The organism is Streptomyces sp. NBC_01092, from assembly GCF_045039535.1.
GTDB lineage: Bacteria > Actinomycetota > Actinomycetes > Streptomycetales > Streptomycetaceae > Streptomyces.
Map to the genome: position 1 here is coordinate 10,929,098 of NZ_CP108659.1, position 17,245 is coordinate 10,946,342.

The window sequence follows — 17,245 nt, forward strand, 5'->3', positions numbered from 1 at the left end:
GTGGGGTGGCGTGCCGGGAGGGAGTCCCTTCTTTGATGCGAGTGGTGGGCAGGCTGGGCGGTTCCCGGGGCCTGACGATCTTCGGCGTCCGTCGTCGACAACTGGTGTTCGTGACGATGAGAGGGGGGTTGGTTCCACCGGGTGGCGGTCCCGGAGGCCGTCGATCGTGGATGCCTTGGGCCCAAGGTTCTATGACCCGGACTTCAGGATGCCGCGGGGGCCGGGTGGGAGTCGCCTTCACGGTGCTCCTCCCGCAAGGCGGGTGGGTGTTCCGCCTGAGGTGGCGCCGGATGGGCTGGGGGTGGACTGGTATGTGCCGTTGCCTGCCTCTCCCGTCACGGGCCTTGCCCAGTCCCTGATCGATGTTCCGGAGCAGGTGGGTCGTCCGGTGGCTGCCCGGATGGAGTTGACCCGTCGGCTGGTGGGTGTACTGGCGGATCCGGAGACGGCGGTACGGGTGCGGGGCAGTGGTGTGCGGGTCGTGGTCGTTCCGCGCACCGTCACGGTCAGCGAGGTGCCGGGCCTGACGGATGCCGCCCACGCCGGGCTGCTGCGGACCCAGGACGGGCGGCCGGTGCGCGGGGTGCGTGGGGTGACCGACCCGGATGCCCGGCTCGTTCTGGTCGCGGAGGAGAATCTGCTCGGCGAGAGGGCAAAGGTCGACGTCGACGGGGAGTCTGCGTTCTACCCGGACGGCTACTCCAGCGTGACGCACGAGCTGGCTCACCTGGTCTGGTACTTCGGGCTGAGCGAGCAGGACCGCGAGCTCGTGCGCGAGAAGTTCGAGGACAAGCTGGCGGCGGGTCCGGACACCGGATGGGCGGATGGGCCCCGCCGGGGCACCGAGGGAGCAGAGACCGGCAACTACTCCTCGCTCAGCGCCGAGGAGTTCTTCGCGCAGACCAGCACCGCGTACCTGGGCGCGAACCACGGCCACGACCCGTACACCGGCAGGGCACGGAACAACGGGGCCGGCTGGGTCCGCACCCACGAAGATCCCCGGATGGTCCGGCTGCTGGAGCGCCTCTACGGCGCGGATCCCGACCCTGCACCGGGGCTCAACCCGGTCGCGAGGACACGTGCTGAGAAGGACCTGTGGCAGGGCTTCCGGGACTTCACCGCATCCAGCGATGCCCATGCATCCATCGGGGCATCGCCCGATCCTGGAACAGACACCCCCGCCGACACCAGCGCAGACACCACCCGGCAGGCCGAGAACCCCGGCAGCACGCCACGGCAGAACAGCGCGAACACCTCTGACAAGTCGGCGCCCGCTGAGGTGTCGTCGGTGGAGCCGGGGGATGCGGGGCCGTCCGAGGCGGGCTCCTCTGAGAGCGGGGCTGCTGGGGCGGCAGACCGGTTCTACGAGGTCGCGCAATCCGAGGCGCCTCTGCGGTGGGGTGAGGTCGAGTTGCTGGTTGGGAGCGGGGCTCGCGTGGTCATCACCCGTGGCGGTGAGCCGATGATGGCTGTGGTGCCGGTGTCGGATCTGGGGTCCGGCCCGGTGACGGAGATCGGCACGAGCGAACTTCAGGGTGGGCTCGCCGCGGTGGGGGATCGGGTTGCTGGTGGGGAGCGGTTTGCCGTCAGGTTCCGCTCCGCCCGGGTGATGGGCGTGGTTCCGGTCGGGGGGTTGGAGGCCGCGTATCCGTCTGCCCGGGAGCGGACCGCACTTCCCAATGCCGAGGCGGGCAGGTGGCCCGACAGCTACCGGGCGGTAGAGGTTCTGGGCAGCGCCGAGGTACACATCGAACCGCCTCGAGTGATGACGCGTGTCGGCCCCAACAAAATCCGCGGTGGTAGTGGGTATCACGTGGAGCGCGTGCTGATCGTGGCGGACGGTGACGGCGCTGGCCTCAAGTTGGACGTGGTCCGGGAGGTGACGGTCAGGGTCTACCTGGATGTGGCTGACGGTATCTCTTCGGAGGAGCTGGCGGAGCGGCAGGACAGTGCGCGCACGGCCGTGGACCGATTGTGGAACCGCGGGTACCGGCTGCTTGGCGGGGATCTGCTGCGGGTACGGATGGAGTTCATCTCCGACCCGGCCAAGAAGGCCCTGGCGCACACGGTCATCCAACTAGACCGGCACGTAGATCGGGAAAGTAGCCGCCGCTGGGGTTTGAACACCCTCCCGGACGCCATAGCGCATGAGTTCGGTCACAACCCCCTCGACCTGAGGGACGAATACCGGGAGGCGCTCTTCCAGGGCTTCCGGCCCGTCTACGGCGACAACAACCTGATGTCGGGGGTGTATCGGTCCACCTACGAGGGTCTGCAGCTGCACGACACCGACTTCAACCGCATGTCCGAGCTCGAGGAGAGTCATCCGGCGCTGAGTGTCAAGCCGCGTCATCTGCTGCGTATTGCCGCGCAGAGTGCCCGCGCGCTTGGCCGGGCGGGATACGACACGGTGCTGCCGCGGCCGGTCACCGAGTCCGCCGTCCCCTCCACGGCCGCCGTCGGCCCAGGGCAGGGGACCCCGCCCCTGACCGCGACCGTGCCCTTGCACGTGCGCGAGCAGGTCCTGGGCGTGCACCCTCGCACCCCCCGTCTGATCCACCACATCGTGCCCGGACTCACCCCCGGCACCGTGCAGACCGACCCTGTGGTCTTCCTACCCAACGGCACCTACCGCGCCACCCTCGAGGTCCGCGACACGGACGGCACCTGGAGCCCCGCCCCGCCCCTGGAGTCCGGGTCAGCCGCGAGGGTCTTCCCGCCCCTGGCAGGTGACCTTGCCCTGCCCCATGCCCCTCCCACTACCACCCGGATGATGTTCCCGCGGCACTGGAGCAGCGAAGAGCTCTTCTACGCCGCCGCACGCGCCTACGAACACGCCGTCCGTGTCTCAGCGCCCTCCACCGCCTCGGCCGGCCGGGGCCTGGGTGTCTACCCGCTGCCCCACCGTCCCGGGTGGCTGTGGCGCGGCGAGTACGACGGGGTCCGCATCGAGGGCGAGGTCACCCCGGACGGCACCCTGACCGCCCTGCGCCCGAGCACCGACCAGGACCACATCACCGCGCCGACCCTCACCCCGGCCGTCCCCATGACCCCCAGGGAAGAGAAGCGACTTAAGCGTCGGCTGCCCCAGGTGTCCCACACGCTGCTGGACCGGATCTCTCTCGGCCACTGGACCACCGGCCGGCGCGGCTTCGTCGGCTTCTCCCACCAAGAGCCCGGCAAGACCCCTCCGAGGATCGACACCATCGGCGACCCATATGGCCACCTTCCGAATGGAACCCACTTCCAGCCTGCGGCCTTCATCCCCCTGCCCTCCGCCGATGCCCCACATCCCGCACCCGTGCCCCGCGTCGCCGAGCACCGCATGTTCCCCGAGGACTGGGACCTGCAGGACCGGCTCGAAGCCATCGACAAGGCGTACCGCGACTCCCGTAGAAGAGGCACCCTCACCCGCGACCCGGACAACCCCGACGTCTATCTCTTCGATGGCATCGTCGGCACCTTCCATCCCGACGGTACTTCCGCCCCCGTCCGCATCCAAGGTGCCGTCAGCATCCAAGGTGCTGTCCGGGATGACGGAGCTAGACGACCGGTCTATCTCGACGCCTACCCCGCGGCAGACCAACCCGACCCGGAGCCCGACAGCCCAGGATCAGTTGCGGGCAATAGGCCGTTCGACACCGGCACAAGGGAGTCCGCGAGTTGGTCTCACGGCCAGCTCTGGGCTGACGCCTTCCACCATCTTGCCGCCGGTGAGAGCCAGGGACAGGACCAGGCGGAGCCGTATCCGGTCGATGAGTCGGCACCGCCTACCGGGGGAGCGTCGTTCAACCGCGTTGAGGTCCGGACCCGCCCTGTTCTCGACGCCGCCGGCCGGCAGTTCGGGCTCTCGTTCTCGGACGCCGCCGAGCTCACCGAGCTGGACTTGGCGCATGAGGCCGAATCGGGGGGATTGGGGGGATCGTCGCTGGTGGAGTCGGGGGTTGGCGGGCGGTGGCATCTGAGTAGTGAGCACCAGGTGTCGTCGCAGAGGGCGCTTGCGAGGTTGGAGAAGCTGACTCCGAAGCGGTTTGAGGAGGTGGTGTGGTGGGCTAGGGGGCGGATCAGTGCGGATCATCAGGCGCCGGTGTGGATCGAGTCGGTTGGTGGGGAGGCGGCGGGGAACTCGTTGTTGAATGCGCTCAAGGTGCTGGTGGCGCATGCGTATCTGACTCAGGGTGCCGAGGTGGCGGCCGGCTTGTCGCGGAACCTGGCCACGCAGTATGGGACGCAGCGCACGCGGGGACTGGTCGCCGGAGTCCGGCCCGTTGGTGGCGTGGCGGCGGATGTTGCGCCTGGTGGGGGGCCGGCTGCCTGGCAGCGGACCGAGCGGCCGGTACCGGGGGTGTACGACGCCCGGCCGGGCCTGGCCGAGTCCGCGACTGGGGCCAAAGACTATGCCGCCACGCACCAGAGCATCCCGCAAACCTCCAGCAAGGAAGAGCTGACACGGCAGACCGCGCTCAACCTGAAGCAGCCGTCCACCGCCGTGACCCCGGCGGCCCCCTTGGCAAGCGACGACGGCACCGGCGCAACCGTCGTGCCCAGTTCGGAGACCTCCGGTACGCCCCTGGGTGATGAGGCCTTCCCGTTCCCGCCCGGGGCCTCTTGGTCCCTCGGCAAATCCGTCGACGCCCATCCTGCCATCCGCTCGATAGGGATACCCAAGGCGGAGCTGCCGTATAAGTCGCAGCTGATCGGCAGTCTCCGCTCACAGGTTGAGGCCGCCGGCCACATCGTCAGTGACCAGGTTTGGGAGGCGCTGTCGCAGCGGCTGCTCAGCAACTACCGCTATCTCGTGGGTGATCCGCAAGCCCCCTCCGGTACGTGGGGTATGCAGGTCCCCCTCGGGCCGGTGGAGGCGCTGGTCAGCCTCAACCCCGCCGGCCCCCGTCAGGTCCGCAACCCGTCCGCCGCGATCGCCGGCGACCAGGCAGCGTCGTCGCTCCCTGGGGACGACAAGTTCCACGCCAACCAGGGCATCAACGCCGTCTATGCCATCGGGGCGCACGCCCAGACGCATTCCGGGCAGACCGGCGCGATGCGCGGTGGGCTGTCCGCGACCGTCGGCGTCGGCCTGCCCTCCACCGTGGCCCAGGTCGTCAAGGTGGGCGGGGGAATCTCGGGAACAGCCAACCAGAGCAACCGGACCACCACCCGCATCGTGGACGTGGAGGCCGGGCACGTCGAGGATGACCGGATCGACTCGACACTGCTGAGCTATGAGCCGAACTGGTCGTTCCGCATCCGCAGCAAACGCGACCAGCACTGGGCGCAGACCGCTGAGCACCGGCTGGAGGACCCGGGCACCGAGCGGCTACTGCTGTGGGTACCCGAGCACTACCTCGGGAAGAGGCGGCCGGAGCAGGTCACCGCCGACGACGTCGGTGACCTGGCGAAGCGGCTGCCGGACACCTACTTCGCCTCCGGTTTCACCGGCCTGCCGAAGCTGTTCGACACCATCGTCACCAAGCTTCAGAGCGAAGGACTGGATCTGCCGATCGGCAGCACCATCAGGGACGAGCTGCAGCAGAAGCTGTGGAATCTCGACGCGCACCTGGACGAGGCGGTCAACGACGCTGCCCGGGGCTACACGTTCTCGCTGCACAACCGCCATGGCCGTCCGGTGGCGGCTGTCGCGCTGCACACCCAGCGCCTGGATGCCGCCGAACGGGTCGGGGAGACCAGCGACAAGGCACATGTGGAGAACGTGCGGACCGCGATCGACGGTTTCTCGGGCGGCCACACCATCACCAACTCCACCACGCTCACCCCGCTGTTGGCCTCAGCCGACATCGATCTGGTCCCCGGCAGTGAGCTGGGTGTGGCGCCCACCGTCCACGCGTCCGCCACCTGGACGAACCACGACGGCCTCAGTGCGGGCCGCAATGCGCTGAACGTCATCGTCCCCCGCTATACCGGCTTCACGGGGGGGTACCAGATCGGCTTCGAACACCGGGCCAAGGTCAGCGTCCGGGGACGGGATGCCGCGGTCGACACCGCGCCTGTGCCGGACCGGGCGCTGGTCCGGCTGCCCGAGCCGGATGCGTTTGGGCACGGCTTCCCCGTCGACCGGGACGCCCTCAAGACCGACCCGGGCCCGCTCGACCGCGTCCCGTTCACCCATAACGCCGTCCGTGGCACGGGTCGCGGGCCGGAGGACCCCGACAGCAAGCCGGTGCCCGCCCACATCGCCAAGGGCAAGGGGATCGGCATGGGCCTGGTGAAGGTGGAGCAGCAGACCGTGGACGACATCCTCGGCTGGCTGCGCGAGAACCTCACCGCCCGCGGCTTCCTACCCCCGGACACCGAGCATCCCTTCGGCAGCCGGGCGTGGTGGCAGCACGGCAACGCACTCGACAGCCAACTCGACAATGATGCGCTGCTGAGGAAGGAGGTCTCCCGCCGAGGTCTGGAGTCGAACTACGACGGGACCCACCAGGACGGGTTGGCCTTCACCCTGCACCACCGCAGGGGCTTCGCCGGGGTGGATCTGGATGTGGACTCCGCCCGGATCACCATCACCGCACGCAAGAGCGAGGCGGCCCCGTCCCGCTTTGTGCGCAGTACGGACGAGTACCATACGGTGAACCTGGCCATGGGCATGGCCATCGCCGGCATGTCCACCGGAGGAGGCAAGAAGCTGGCGGTGGGGTTCAAGTTCCGGGCGCTGTTCGAGGCGTTCCGGGGCGGTACAACCGGCATCGAACTGCACCGTGGTATCAGCGCCTCCCAGTTCGTCACCTTCCTCAACAACCGCCCGGAGCTGCTGGAGTACCCGGGCAGGGTGGACGAGGTCCAGCTGACCAGCGACTACCAGGTGAAGATCGAGTACCAGCGCTCCGGAATGCAGGGCCGGATCCGCCCCGGGGTGCGCGACCCGGAACCGTTCACCCTTGAGGCGCAGGGCGCGCAGGCCTTTGTGCTGCCGCTCGGCAGCGAGGACGGCCCGGTCTCCGAGAAACCGACCCCGCGGGAGGTACTCGACCAGGCGGCCGTGTACTACCTGGACACCACCGGTGCCCGGAAGACGGCGACCGCTACGCTGAGAGACTTCACCGGCCCGGCGGGCGCGGCCGACCAGGAGCTGAACACCTTCGCCGGCACCATCGCGATGCGCGCGCACCTCAAGGAGATCCTGTACGGCGCCTACACCAGCGACCAGCCGTTCAGGTCCCGCATGTTCCGGGACACCTTCGGCGCGGCGGACATCCGCGGCAAGATGGGGCCGTCGCAGTACGTCGGGGCCACAGACGACAAGTTCGTGCTCGGTGTCATCAAGCTGTGGCTGGCGCAGGCGGGCACCACGCACACCTCGTCCTCCGGTTTCGCCTGGACCCAAGTGGACGCGCTGCTCGGTAGGGAAGCCGGCCCGGCCACACTCGCGGGAGGCGTCAGCGCCTCCCGTGGCTGGGGATGGAGTACCACCGACAGCCGCGTCACCACCGGCGGCAAGGAACTGATCCAGCTCGACTTCAACCGGGTCTACGCCTACCGAACCGAGGTCGACCTCACCTTCACCAGCCGTGTAGAGAAGCACGGAAAACTGGTGCCGGCCAGCATGCATGGTGAGCGCAAGTCCCTGGACGGCCGGGACATGATCTACCTGCTGCCCGAGCCGGAAGCGCTGCACCACTACGCCCAGGGCACCCTGCCGGTCCCGGACCACAAGCTCGCGGACGCGCTTGCCCGCTGGCAGGCTGCCGAGCTGCAGCTGCCCGGGACCATCGTGGCCGGGGTACTCGCCCGCTGGACACGCGAGGCGCGGAGCCTGCCCGAGACGGTGGCCCGGCATGCGCTGGCGCGCACCCTGCACAAACTGCACGACATCGGCGCTCTGCCAGTGCTGGACAGCGAGGCGCGTACCAAGTTCACCGAGGTGTTCGGCCGGCAGCTCGACGACCCGGCGCAGCGCCGCGACGAGCTCCCCCTGCCCGAGTACCTCACCCGCAAGGACCCCAGCGGTGTGCTGCTGGGCCACAGTGGGGTGCACTCCCTCACCTACAACAGCGGCAAGTCCACCTTCGACATCGTCCGCGAGCAGATCGACAAGGCCGCCCCGGGCCTGCTGGCCTCAGAACCCGAGCTGTGGATCGGGGACGGGGGACCCAAGCGCCAGATCGGCCGGCTGCAAGGCGGCGTCAACGCTCTGCAGGCCCTGCTGGCGCCGGGCCGCGACCAGGCCATGCTCGAAGACCTGATCTCCTTGAACGGGCACTCGTTCTACCTGGTCAACCCGGTCGGCTGGCTGCTGGCGGACATTGTGGAAGCCCGCCTGACCATCAAGGTCGAACCGACGCCGACGGTGCGCGACTTCTACGCGAACACCGGGTTGGAGAACTACGGCCACGCCTATGTCAGCCGCAGTACGGGCAACAGCCGGGACGGCTCGCAGTCAGTCGGAGTCACCGGCACCGCCGCAGGCAGCCACCCCGCCGGAAACGGCGCCTTGAGCGCCGCTGAGGGACATCACCGGGGCACCACCCGCTCCGACGTCGGCACCGCCGAGCAGACGGTCTACGACTGGAGCGGCCACTACCGCGCGTCCTTCCCCATCACCACTTCGTTCGACGTCAAGCTCCTCAAAATGGCCGGCCGCTCGCTGAACAACCTGCTGGACGACCGGCGCCTGCAGTGGTCGGGCCATGCCGCCGAGCACACGGTGACCGAGCCCGGCGCCCTGGTGCTCCAGGTGCCGCGCGGACTCGCCGAGTCCCGGTCGTATCAGGGCCCCGCCCTGCCCCGCGCCTTCACCGCGCTACCGCAACTGCCCGGCGACAGCTACATCACCGGTGTGCTCCTCGACGATGCCCTCCCGGCCGCACGGCGGCTGCTCGCCGACATGGTCGGCCCCCAGGCGAACAGCCCCACCGTGCGCTCCAGCCTCGTCTCTCCGACGCTGCTCTCCCGCTCGTATCTGACCAACCACCTCTTCGAGGCGACCGCGCCCCAGGGCCACCGGCTGGCCGACGGCGTCTTCCTCCCCGGCCATTCCTCGGATCGGGCCACCCTGTGGTGGCGTGCTGAACTGTTCGACATGGAGGTGCTCTCACCGGTCGAGTGGACCGGCACCGGCCGCTATGCCAAGCAGCAAAGCGGAACGACCGCCACCTCGACCAGCGACCGGAAGATGACGGCGGGCGTGACACCCTCCGGCAACGGCCAGCTCCACACCGACCCCGCGACCACCATGGACGGCAACAACCCCGCCAACCGGCTGACCTCCGCAGCACAGGCGTCCGCGGGCACCGAGAACTCCCGCGACGAGCAGCACATCAAGCAGCAGGGCCAGGTGTACCTGGTCCGCATACGCGTCCGCTCCCGCCTGGAGGCGGAGCTCTTCCACCACCACCTGTTGCGCGACCCGGAGCCGCGCGGAACCTTCCGGAGCGACCCGATCACCGGCGATGTGTACGCCGAACTGTTCGCCGGAGAGGTCGAGGATTTGCGCGCCCGGCTCGAGGCGGCGCGCGCCCAGCTGGACGAGGCCCCCGCGAAGGCGCGTGCGGCGGCGGATATGTGGCCACCGTTCGACGGAGCACCCAGCTTCGACCTCGGTCCGCTGCTGGCCGACGCGGTAAAGGACAACTGGGATGCCTTCAAGACGTACCAGGGCTTGGTACGGCACATCCGCGCGCAGGCCGGCGGCGACCGGCCGGTGGTGCTCACAATCGACCAGGCAGCCCTGGCCCAGAAGACCTACCGGTCGGTGCTGGAATGGGCGGTGCGCACCATGCGGGCGGATCTGGCGGCGGCTCGCACGTTCGATCCGGCCGTCAAGAACCCACGCAGCCTGCTCCACTACGAGTGGTACCGCGAGATGGATCCCACGATCCTCCCCCGCACTCTGGCCGGCACGCCGGAGGAAGCCATCACCTCGATCATCAACGAGGTCAACCGGATCCACGCGCTCAACCCGGACAACCCGACCGGCGCCCCCGCACCGCTTCCACAGGGTGTGCCGGTGTTGGGGTTGGACCCGGTACACCTGGCCCGCGACATCGCGCACGAGCTGAACGCACACCTGCGACTGGACGTCACCCGGCAGGATGGCACCGTGGACCGGCGCTTGGTCGAGCCGGACGGGCAGGTGAGGTCCGGCGCTACACACCTGACCCTCGATGATTTCAAGATCGGTGACCCGAAGTCCGAATTCAGCGCCGGCCGGATACGGGCTGCCGGCTCCACCGAAGCGGCCGCGCAGCGCCGTGCAGAGGTGGCGGTGGTGTACCCGAAGCCCTCGCCGCCGGAAAACGCAACCCGGCCAACAGACCTGAACGAGCGTGAAGCCCGCGGACTCCGGCTTGCCGACTCGGTGGAACTGCACGCAGTCGAAGGAACGGGCGCCGGAAAGGACAGCCTCTTCGGCGACGTGCGGTCGCTGCTGGACCTGTCTCTGACGGCGCCCTTGGCGCCGGGGGAACAGACCGTGCAGGCGGCCCTGTCGGATCACGGTCTGCTGCGCGACCTTGCGCGTGCTCTGCCCAGCGGCGGTTGGGTGGCCTCACCGGAGCTGCAGAGCGCGGACGGCAGCGTGCGCGGGAGCTACCGGATGCGCGCCGGCTATCTCTCACTTGCTCCAGTCCGCACAGCCGCGGACCGGACCCTCTACCAGGCGCGGTTGCGAGTGGAGGTCGAGGGAGCGAGTTCCCGCAACGTGCTGGTGCGGTCCGGGCGCCGAACGAAGGCCGAAAGAGAGCTGACGGTTTGGCTCAGCCTGCATTCAACGGAGGCGGCGGAGCTCGGACTTGGGCTACCGGATGGCGCACCTCAGCCCAAGCCGGGCGTACAGCATGCGGGTCTTGAGCGACGGCTGCCATCGGGTGCCGGGACAAACGGCGCCAAGCTGTCCGGCGTGGACACCGCTGTGATCACCGAGAAGATCGAATCGGAGTTCGCCAGGAATCCGCGGTTGGCGGGCTTCCTTCCACGCTTCGGTGCAGGGAACGAAACACGGAGCGTTGTCTGGGGCACAGCGGAGAGAGCCCGGCAACGAGACAACTATCGGAAGATCACCGCGGCCTTGTCCCCGGACAACCTGCAGTCCCGCAAAGACGAGTTGCTCAACGAAGGCATCCTGGTCGCGTTGAAGCGAAAGGACTGGACTGCCACGGAGACCGTGGTGGTCCGCATCAAGGGAGTTGTGCCCGGCCAAGCCGTCACCTATCGGGGCGATACCGCCCCGGAGCCTGAGTCGGCAATAGCCCGGGATGATGGCTCCAGCGGCTCTGCCGAGGTCGGCGCTCACAGCGTCTTCGACGCGACAATAGCCATAGAGGCGGACATCACTTCGTTGATGCGGTCGCGGGTCAGAATTCCTCGCCGCTCTTCACAGCCCACGCGAGTACAGCACATCAGGACGCTGTCGGCGGACCCGTCCCGAGTGCGTCTGACGGTACCGATTCGGTCGGCGACCCCGACGCCGCCGGAACCGCCCGATGGTGACCGGTTCCCGGGTGCGGTTGCGGGTGCCTTCGACCGGGTGAAGGAGTTGGATGGGAGGGTTGTTGAGGCGTGGAAGGCGTATAGGTCGGCCGTGGAATCGGTTGAGGGTGACTACGAGGATTTCTATCCCGCTCTCCGTGAGCCGGATGCGCAGCGGCGGAGGGAGGGTTATGAGGTCGTTGCGCGGCGGTTCGTGGAGCATGAGGTGGAGCGGGCTCGTCTGCGGGATGTGCACGCCCGGCTCGTAGGGAAGTTCCAGGAGGCCAAGCTTCGTGCCCAGGAGTGGCTTGAGTGGTATCAGCGGGATCCTGCTGACCGTGATGGTGTGGGCAAGCCGCTTCCCTTGGAACCCGACGATGGGACCGGGTCGGAGTCGGGGTACCCGCTGGCGGACCTCGGTGTTGCTGGCACGGGCGAGGGCGTGCCCGGCGGTCTTGCGCCGTATGACGATGAAGGCATACGGCGGTTGGCCGCCGAGGCGGAGTCGCCCGGCGGTATCTGGCCGGGCGAGGTCCCGGCGCAGCACCTGGCTCTGCGTGAGGCGGTGAAGGTGCATGCGCTTGGGGAGGCGCTGCGTGCCAAGCAGCGTGAGGTGGACGAGGCCCGGGGTGCGGGGAAGCAGGATCTGGCCCGGCTCCTTGGGGCCGAGGCGGCGTACCTCGCGCAGGCTCGGGCCGGCGCTGTCGAGGCGTGGGAGGGTATGCGGGCGGCGATCCGAGAGGGCGTGTCCGTGCTCGAGGGCGATGCGGCCGAGCATCTGGAACGGGGCAAAGTCGTTGATGTGCGTCCCGGTGAAGTGGAGGCCCTGCGCCGGGAGTTGGAGCAACAGCGGCTGGCTGCCGATAGTGAGATCGAGGCCTTGCAGCGGGAGCAGCCCGTTCGTCCCGCCTACATTCTGCTGCCGTCACGTGCGGCTTACGCGGCGTATGCCAAGAGGGCCATGCGCTTCGAGGCCGCACGGCGAGAGCGTGCGCAACGGGTGGCGTGGATCGGCGAGTTGGAGGATCGGCTGGCCCGGGCTGTGGTTAAGCAGGCTGTGGCTGATTTCGAGGGCGAGCGCGAGCACCTGCTGCAACCGTCGGTGTTCCCCCCGACGGCGTTGGCCAAGGACCTGCCGGAGGCCGAGCGCCGTGCCCTGGAGGAACGGGAACTGCTAGGGAAACCCGTGGTGCTCGAGGCGGGGCCGTGGCAGGTGCCCGAACAGGACGCCGACCGGCAACGGTTCGACGTCATGGAGGACCACCGCACCCTCACCGGGCCCGATGGGCGGACATACGAACTGATCGAGCCCGAGGGCGACGGCAACCGCTTCTACGCAGCCGTCGCGGCTGCACGTACGAGAACCGCGGCCCTGGCACGCCGGCCGTACAGCGAGGCTGGACGGCGCGTTCCGGGCGGCAACGAGCAGGCTGACGTGCCTTTGAACGCGTCCGAAGCCAGCCGCACGGCCGACCGCGTGTACGCGGCGCCGCTGCCCCCAACGGCCCGCCTCGACCCACAAGCGGTCTTCCGCTGGGAAGAGCTTGAGCAACTCCCCCTCAAACTCGACGGGAACGCGCGACGCGAGCTGCGGAAGGAGATCCGGCGCACCGGCGGGCGGATACCCCAGTCGGTGCGGCGGGACCGCGCATGCGAGGAAGCACTTCTCCGCGTGCAGTTGCGCGCCGCCCGTCGTTGGGACCCCGCCACCGCCTCCCTTGCCGCGGAACTGACCGCCCAAGTGCTGGGGATCACGCTTACGTTGGTGAACGAGAACGGCACCTACCATACGTTCGGCGACGCCACGGCTGCTCCCGAGGACACCGTGACGCTGTACGAGCGGGGAGAGGAATTTCTCGCCGCCCGCCCACACCCGGTCGAGGCCCCGGCCGAAACGGACGCGGCGTCCGAGGAGCCCGCGCCGCGCGGCGACTACCAGCGCTCTGGGGCTGACACCGCCGAACTCGACGGCACCGCCTTCACGCTGCACGAGTCGCTGGGCGGGGAGGACCGGCTCGTCGGTACCCTGCTGTCCGCCATACGGCACGCTGCCCCCGGAGCACTGGCGGACGCCGGGATCAACACATCCGACGACTTCAGGGACTGGCTGGACCGGCACGTCACCGACGACGACCTGCCCGAAGACACGACGCCCCCGCCGGCGGCCGACCGCGCGATCCCGCTGAGCCTGCTGGAGGCGATCGGCCTGAAGCCGACCGCCTCACAACGTGCGCAGAGCGCCCTGCTCGGCGGTATGCTCCCAGCCGCGGACGTGGACCTGAGCCCTGTCCAGCGATTGCGTCTGCTGCTCCGGGATCCCGTTTCCGGCCACGCGGGCGACGGCTGGTTCGACGTGCTGCCGAAGGTGGCAGCACGTGAACTCGGCGTCGAGGTCGCCGTGGTGGGCCCGGACGGTCGAATGACCCTCCACCGGTGTCCCGTCGACGCCCGAACCACACCGCCCGCGCCCCGCGCCCTCCTCATCCACGACGCCGACCGCCTTCTCGTCGGATCGGTCTCGCCGCGCCCCGACGGCCCGACCACTCAGGACGTACCGAACACCGAGGGCGAAGCGCCTCCACCCCTCACGGTCGACGCATTCCGCATCGGAGCTTCGTCTCGGGCGCCGAGGGTTGGCTTCAACCGGCCACAAGGGCCGACCGACGAGCAGGCGGACCAGTTGGCCGCCGCTATGGGGCTGACCGGGGGCAGCGCGGAGGAGAAGCGCCGTCAGGTCATCGACACGGTACGGAGCGCATGGGCGCTGTTCGGTTCCGAACTGCCCGTCCCCGACGACGCCGCCCTGGCCCGGCTGGCCGGGGTTTGGGCACTGAGCGGGCCGGCTCGGGAGCGGTTCCCGCACCTCACCGCCCCTCTGGCGATCAACAGCTACGTCCGGGAGGTGTTCGGGCTCGGCTCGGAGGCGGAGGTGAGCGGCGTTCAAATCACCGCGGTGACCGACGCCGCCGCCTACGCGGTCGCCCAGGGGCAGCCGCTGGACGTGGACGTGCTGCGCTCTCGTGCTGTCCCGCCACCGGCGTACGGGGCCGCCGGAGCGGCGGCCATGGCGTCCGATCCGATGAAATCCATCTCGCACGGCGCGGCGTCTGCATGGGACATGCTGGCCTACAAACCCCAGGACGACGGCACCAACTCTCTGGTGTTCCTGGTCTCGGAGCTGACCGAAGGCCGCCAGGTGGGCAAGGCCGACGAGCTGAGCAAGGCGCTGCTGCCCGCTGTGGCGGGGGAGCCGATCGGCGGGACCCGGATCGTGCTGCGGGCCGCCGCACGGTCGTTCCGGGGCGATCCGGTCGCCACGGTCGCGAAGGTGGCCGAGAGCCTGGCAGCCCCGATCGACCTCTTGCTGCTGGCCGATGCCGACGGCGGCGTACGGCTGCTGCGGTTCGACGACCGCGGCCGCCTCGAGGACCTCGGACTAGTGCCGCGTGCGGACGGCTCTGCGCACGGCTCCGCCTCGGACGCAAGCTGGTCAGGCGCACGGAAGCTGGTGGGGCTGGACCGTCGGCCACGTTTCGTCGTGCACTCGTCCTTCGAAGTCCGCCGTTTTGTCTTCCGAGGCGAGCCGTACGCCGATCTGACCGTGAAAATCGCCTTCAACGGCGACGGTTCCGAGCGGGCAGAGGCAGAGGCCAAGACCGTATTGAGGAATTTGGCGCAGGGCGCGGACGAACGCTACAATTTCGCCCTGGCCCCGTCAGGCGAGACAATGCCTCGCCACCGCTTGCCCAACGGGGACTGGCTGCACGTCACCGTGGAGCACGTCCCGGTGGGGCCCGACGCTGATCTGGCAGTCACCCTGGTCGGGCACGACAAGCCGATGAGCCAGCGTGCCTGGTGGCCGGACGCTACCCCGGATGAACTGGCTCACGAACTCGGCCACCAGCTCTTTCTGCGTGACGAGAATCGCGACAACACCAACCCCCTTCGTACGCATGCCCCTGGCAGCCTGCTCGGTGATTTCCGTCAGGACCCGCCCGATGATCTCCCCAAGGCCGGCCTGCGGGACCGCCACCTCCAGCTTCTCGGGGCCGTCATCGACGATGTCGACCAGTACGTCGGGCCGGAAAATAGCGACGAGGACGCATCCGACTGGGATGCAGCTCGCGCGGCCGCACCGGCGGTCACCCTCCGACAGACGTGGGTCGACCCCGTCTCGTTGCCATCCGCAGAGGAGAAGCCTGGGGGCCCGGAGGGGGTCGACCCGCAGTTGCCCCCCACGCAGGTGCGGCGCTATTTGACCCCCGCGCAGGAGCGGCAAATAGAGCTTGACTCAGCGCGCCGGTTCGCCACTCTCATGGCCTCCGATCCTGTCGATGCCAGGCAGTTGATTGCGCTGTTCGCTTGGCGTGCAGACTGGGTCGGTGCTGAGGCAACCCCCCTGTTCGAGGCGGAGGTGGAGCTGTTTACTGGCGTCAAGGCTGCCCGATTCCTCTACTCGGCCATTAGCGAACGACGCCTATCTGTCGACGACCACGTTCAGGAGTCGCTGCGCCGTCTCGGGTACGCACGTACGTTCTTCTTCGACGCCCACCAGAACACCAACGTCGCGACACCGGGTGATGCGCCCCTGCACCGTCGGGACGAGGTGCAGAGGATCACCAACCGTCTCCGACATGACCTCGACAGGGGGAACGTCGAAGGTGCCCTCGCGTTGCTCGCCCGTCTCGACCGTGGCCTGCCCAGCCTCTGGGCCGTCAGTGACGCGTGGGCCGAAAACTACCACAGTGACCTGCGCGCCGTTCTGCTGTCGATGGCGCCGGGCCAGGAGTGGCGTGTCGCCCATATTCTCGGCGACCCTCACGACGAGCCGGTCTCAACGGAGCAGGCTGCCCTCTGGTACGAGGAGATGGAGCGCTTGCGCTACCACCATTACCGCTTGGGCACGTTGAGGGTGCCGCATGACCACCCTGAAGAGGGCTGCTATCTGCGTGCGCACGTCATGGCATTGAAGCTGCAACAGTGGGGGGCGCCCATCGGGAAGATCTCGGCTGCTGGGGGGGCCCGTTCTCTCCGCATCAGTACGCACCACGCCCTGTTGGCCACGAACGATTGCCCCGAGCCAGTTACCTGGAATTACCACATCGCTCCGACCGTCAAAGTACGCCTACCGGACGGCTCCATCGCAGTGCGGGTGATCGATCCAGCCCTGGGCCTGGGACCGCTGACGGAACAGGAGTGGCTGGAGGCCATCGGCATTCGGACGGACCTGCCGTACGAACGCCACTCCAGGGCGCTGAAGGACGTCCTCCTGCTCTTCCAGCTGGATCAGATGATGCGCCCGGACAGGTGGGACAACGACACGGGGTACCCCACTGGCAACCCCATAGTGGTCCTCTCCGAGGCCCACACCAGCGAATTTCCGCTGCCCACACTCCTCTTTCCTCAGACCCTCCGCGCGACGCACGAGCAATTTCACCTTGGACTCGACGAGCTTGCCGCGTACGCGCGGGAAGCCGCTAGCCGTGCCGCCATCAGAAGAATTTGGGACATCGTGCGCGATCCATCGGCATTGACCAATCCTGACGACCGCAGCCTCTGGGCTTCGGTCGCATACGGTTGGATGCTTCGAGAAGACAACGTGAGCACATACCCGGTTCTCGCCGAGGTTCTCCGCCGGGCCCTCCCGCGGCAGGGCCCGGTTCTTCCGTCCGCTCCGGCCTCAGCGCTCGAGACTCTCGACCTCGGTCTGCCCAGCCTTGACACCTTGCTGCCCCCGGGCTTCGCCCCGGGGGCAGCATCAGGTCATTCCCGCGGACCTCAACACCGTCGACATGGCCCGGTTGCTTGAAACCTTCGACGA

Annotated in this window: 1 protein-coding gene; it reads left to right on the top strand. The window is 68.7% G+C overall.

The window, feature by feature from the left end; all coding sequences use genetic code 11:
* Positions 1-301 precede the first annotated feature (301 nt).
* Positions 302-17,233, top strand: coding sequence for a protein-glutamine glutaminase family protein (locus OG254_RS48690; RefSeq protein ID WP_405594605.1), 16,932 nt, complete (start codon positions 302-304; stop codon positions 17,231-17,233).
* Positions 17,234-17,245 lie beyond the last annotated feature (12 nt).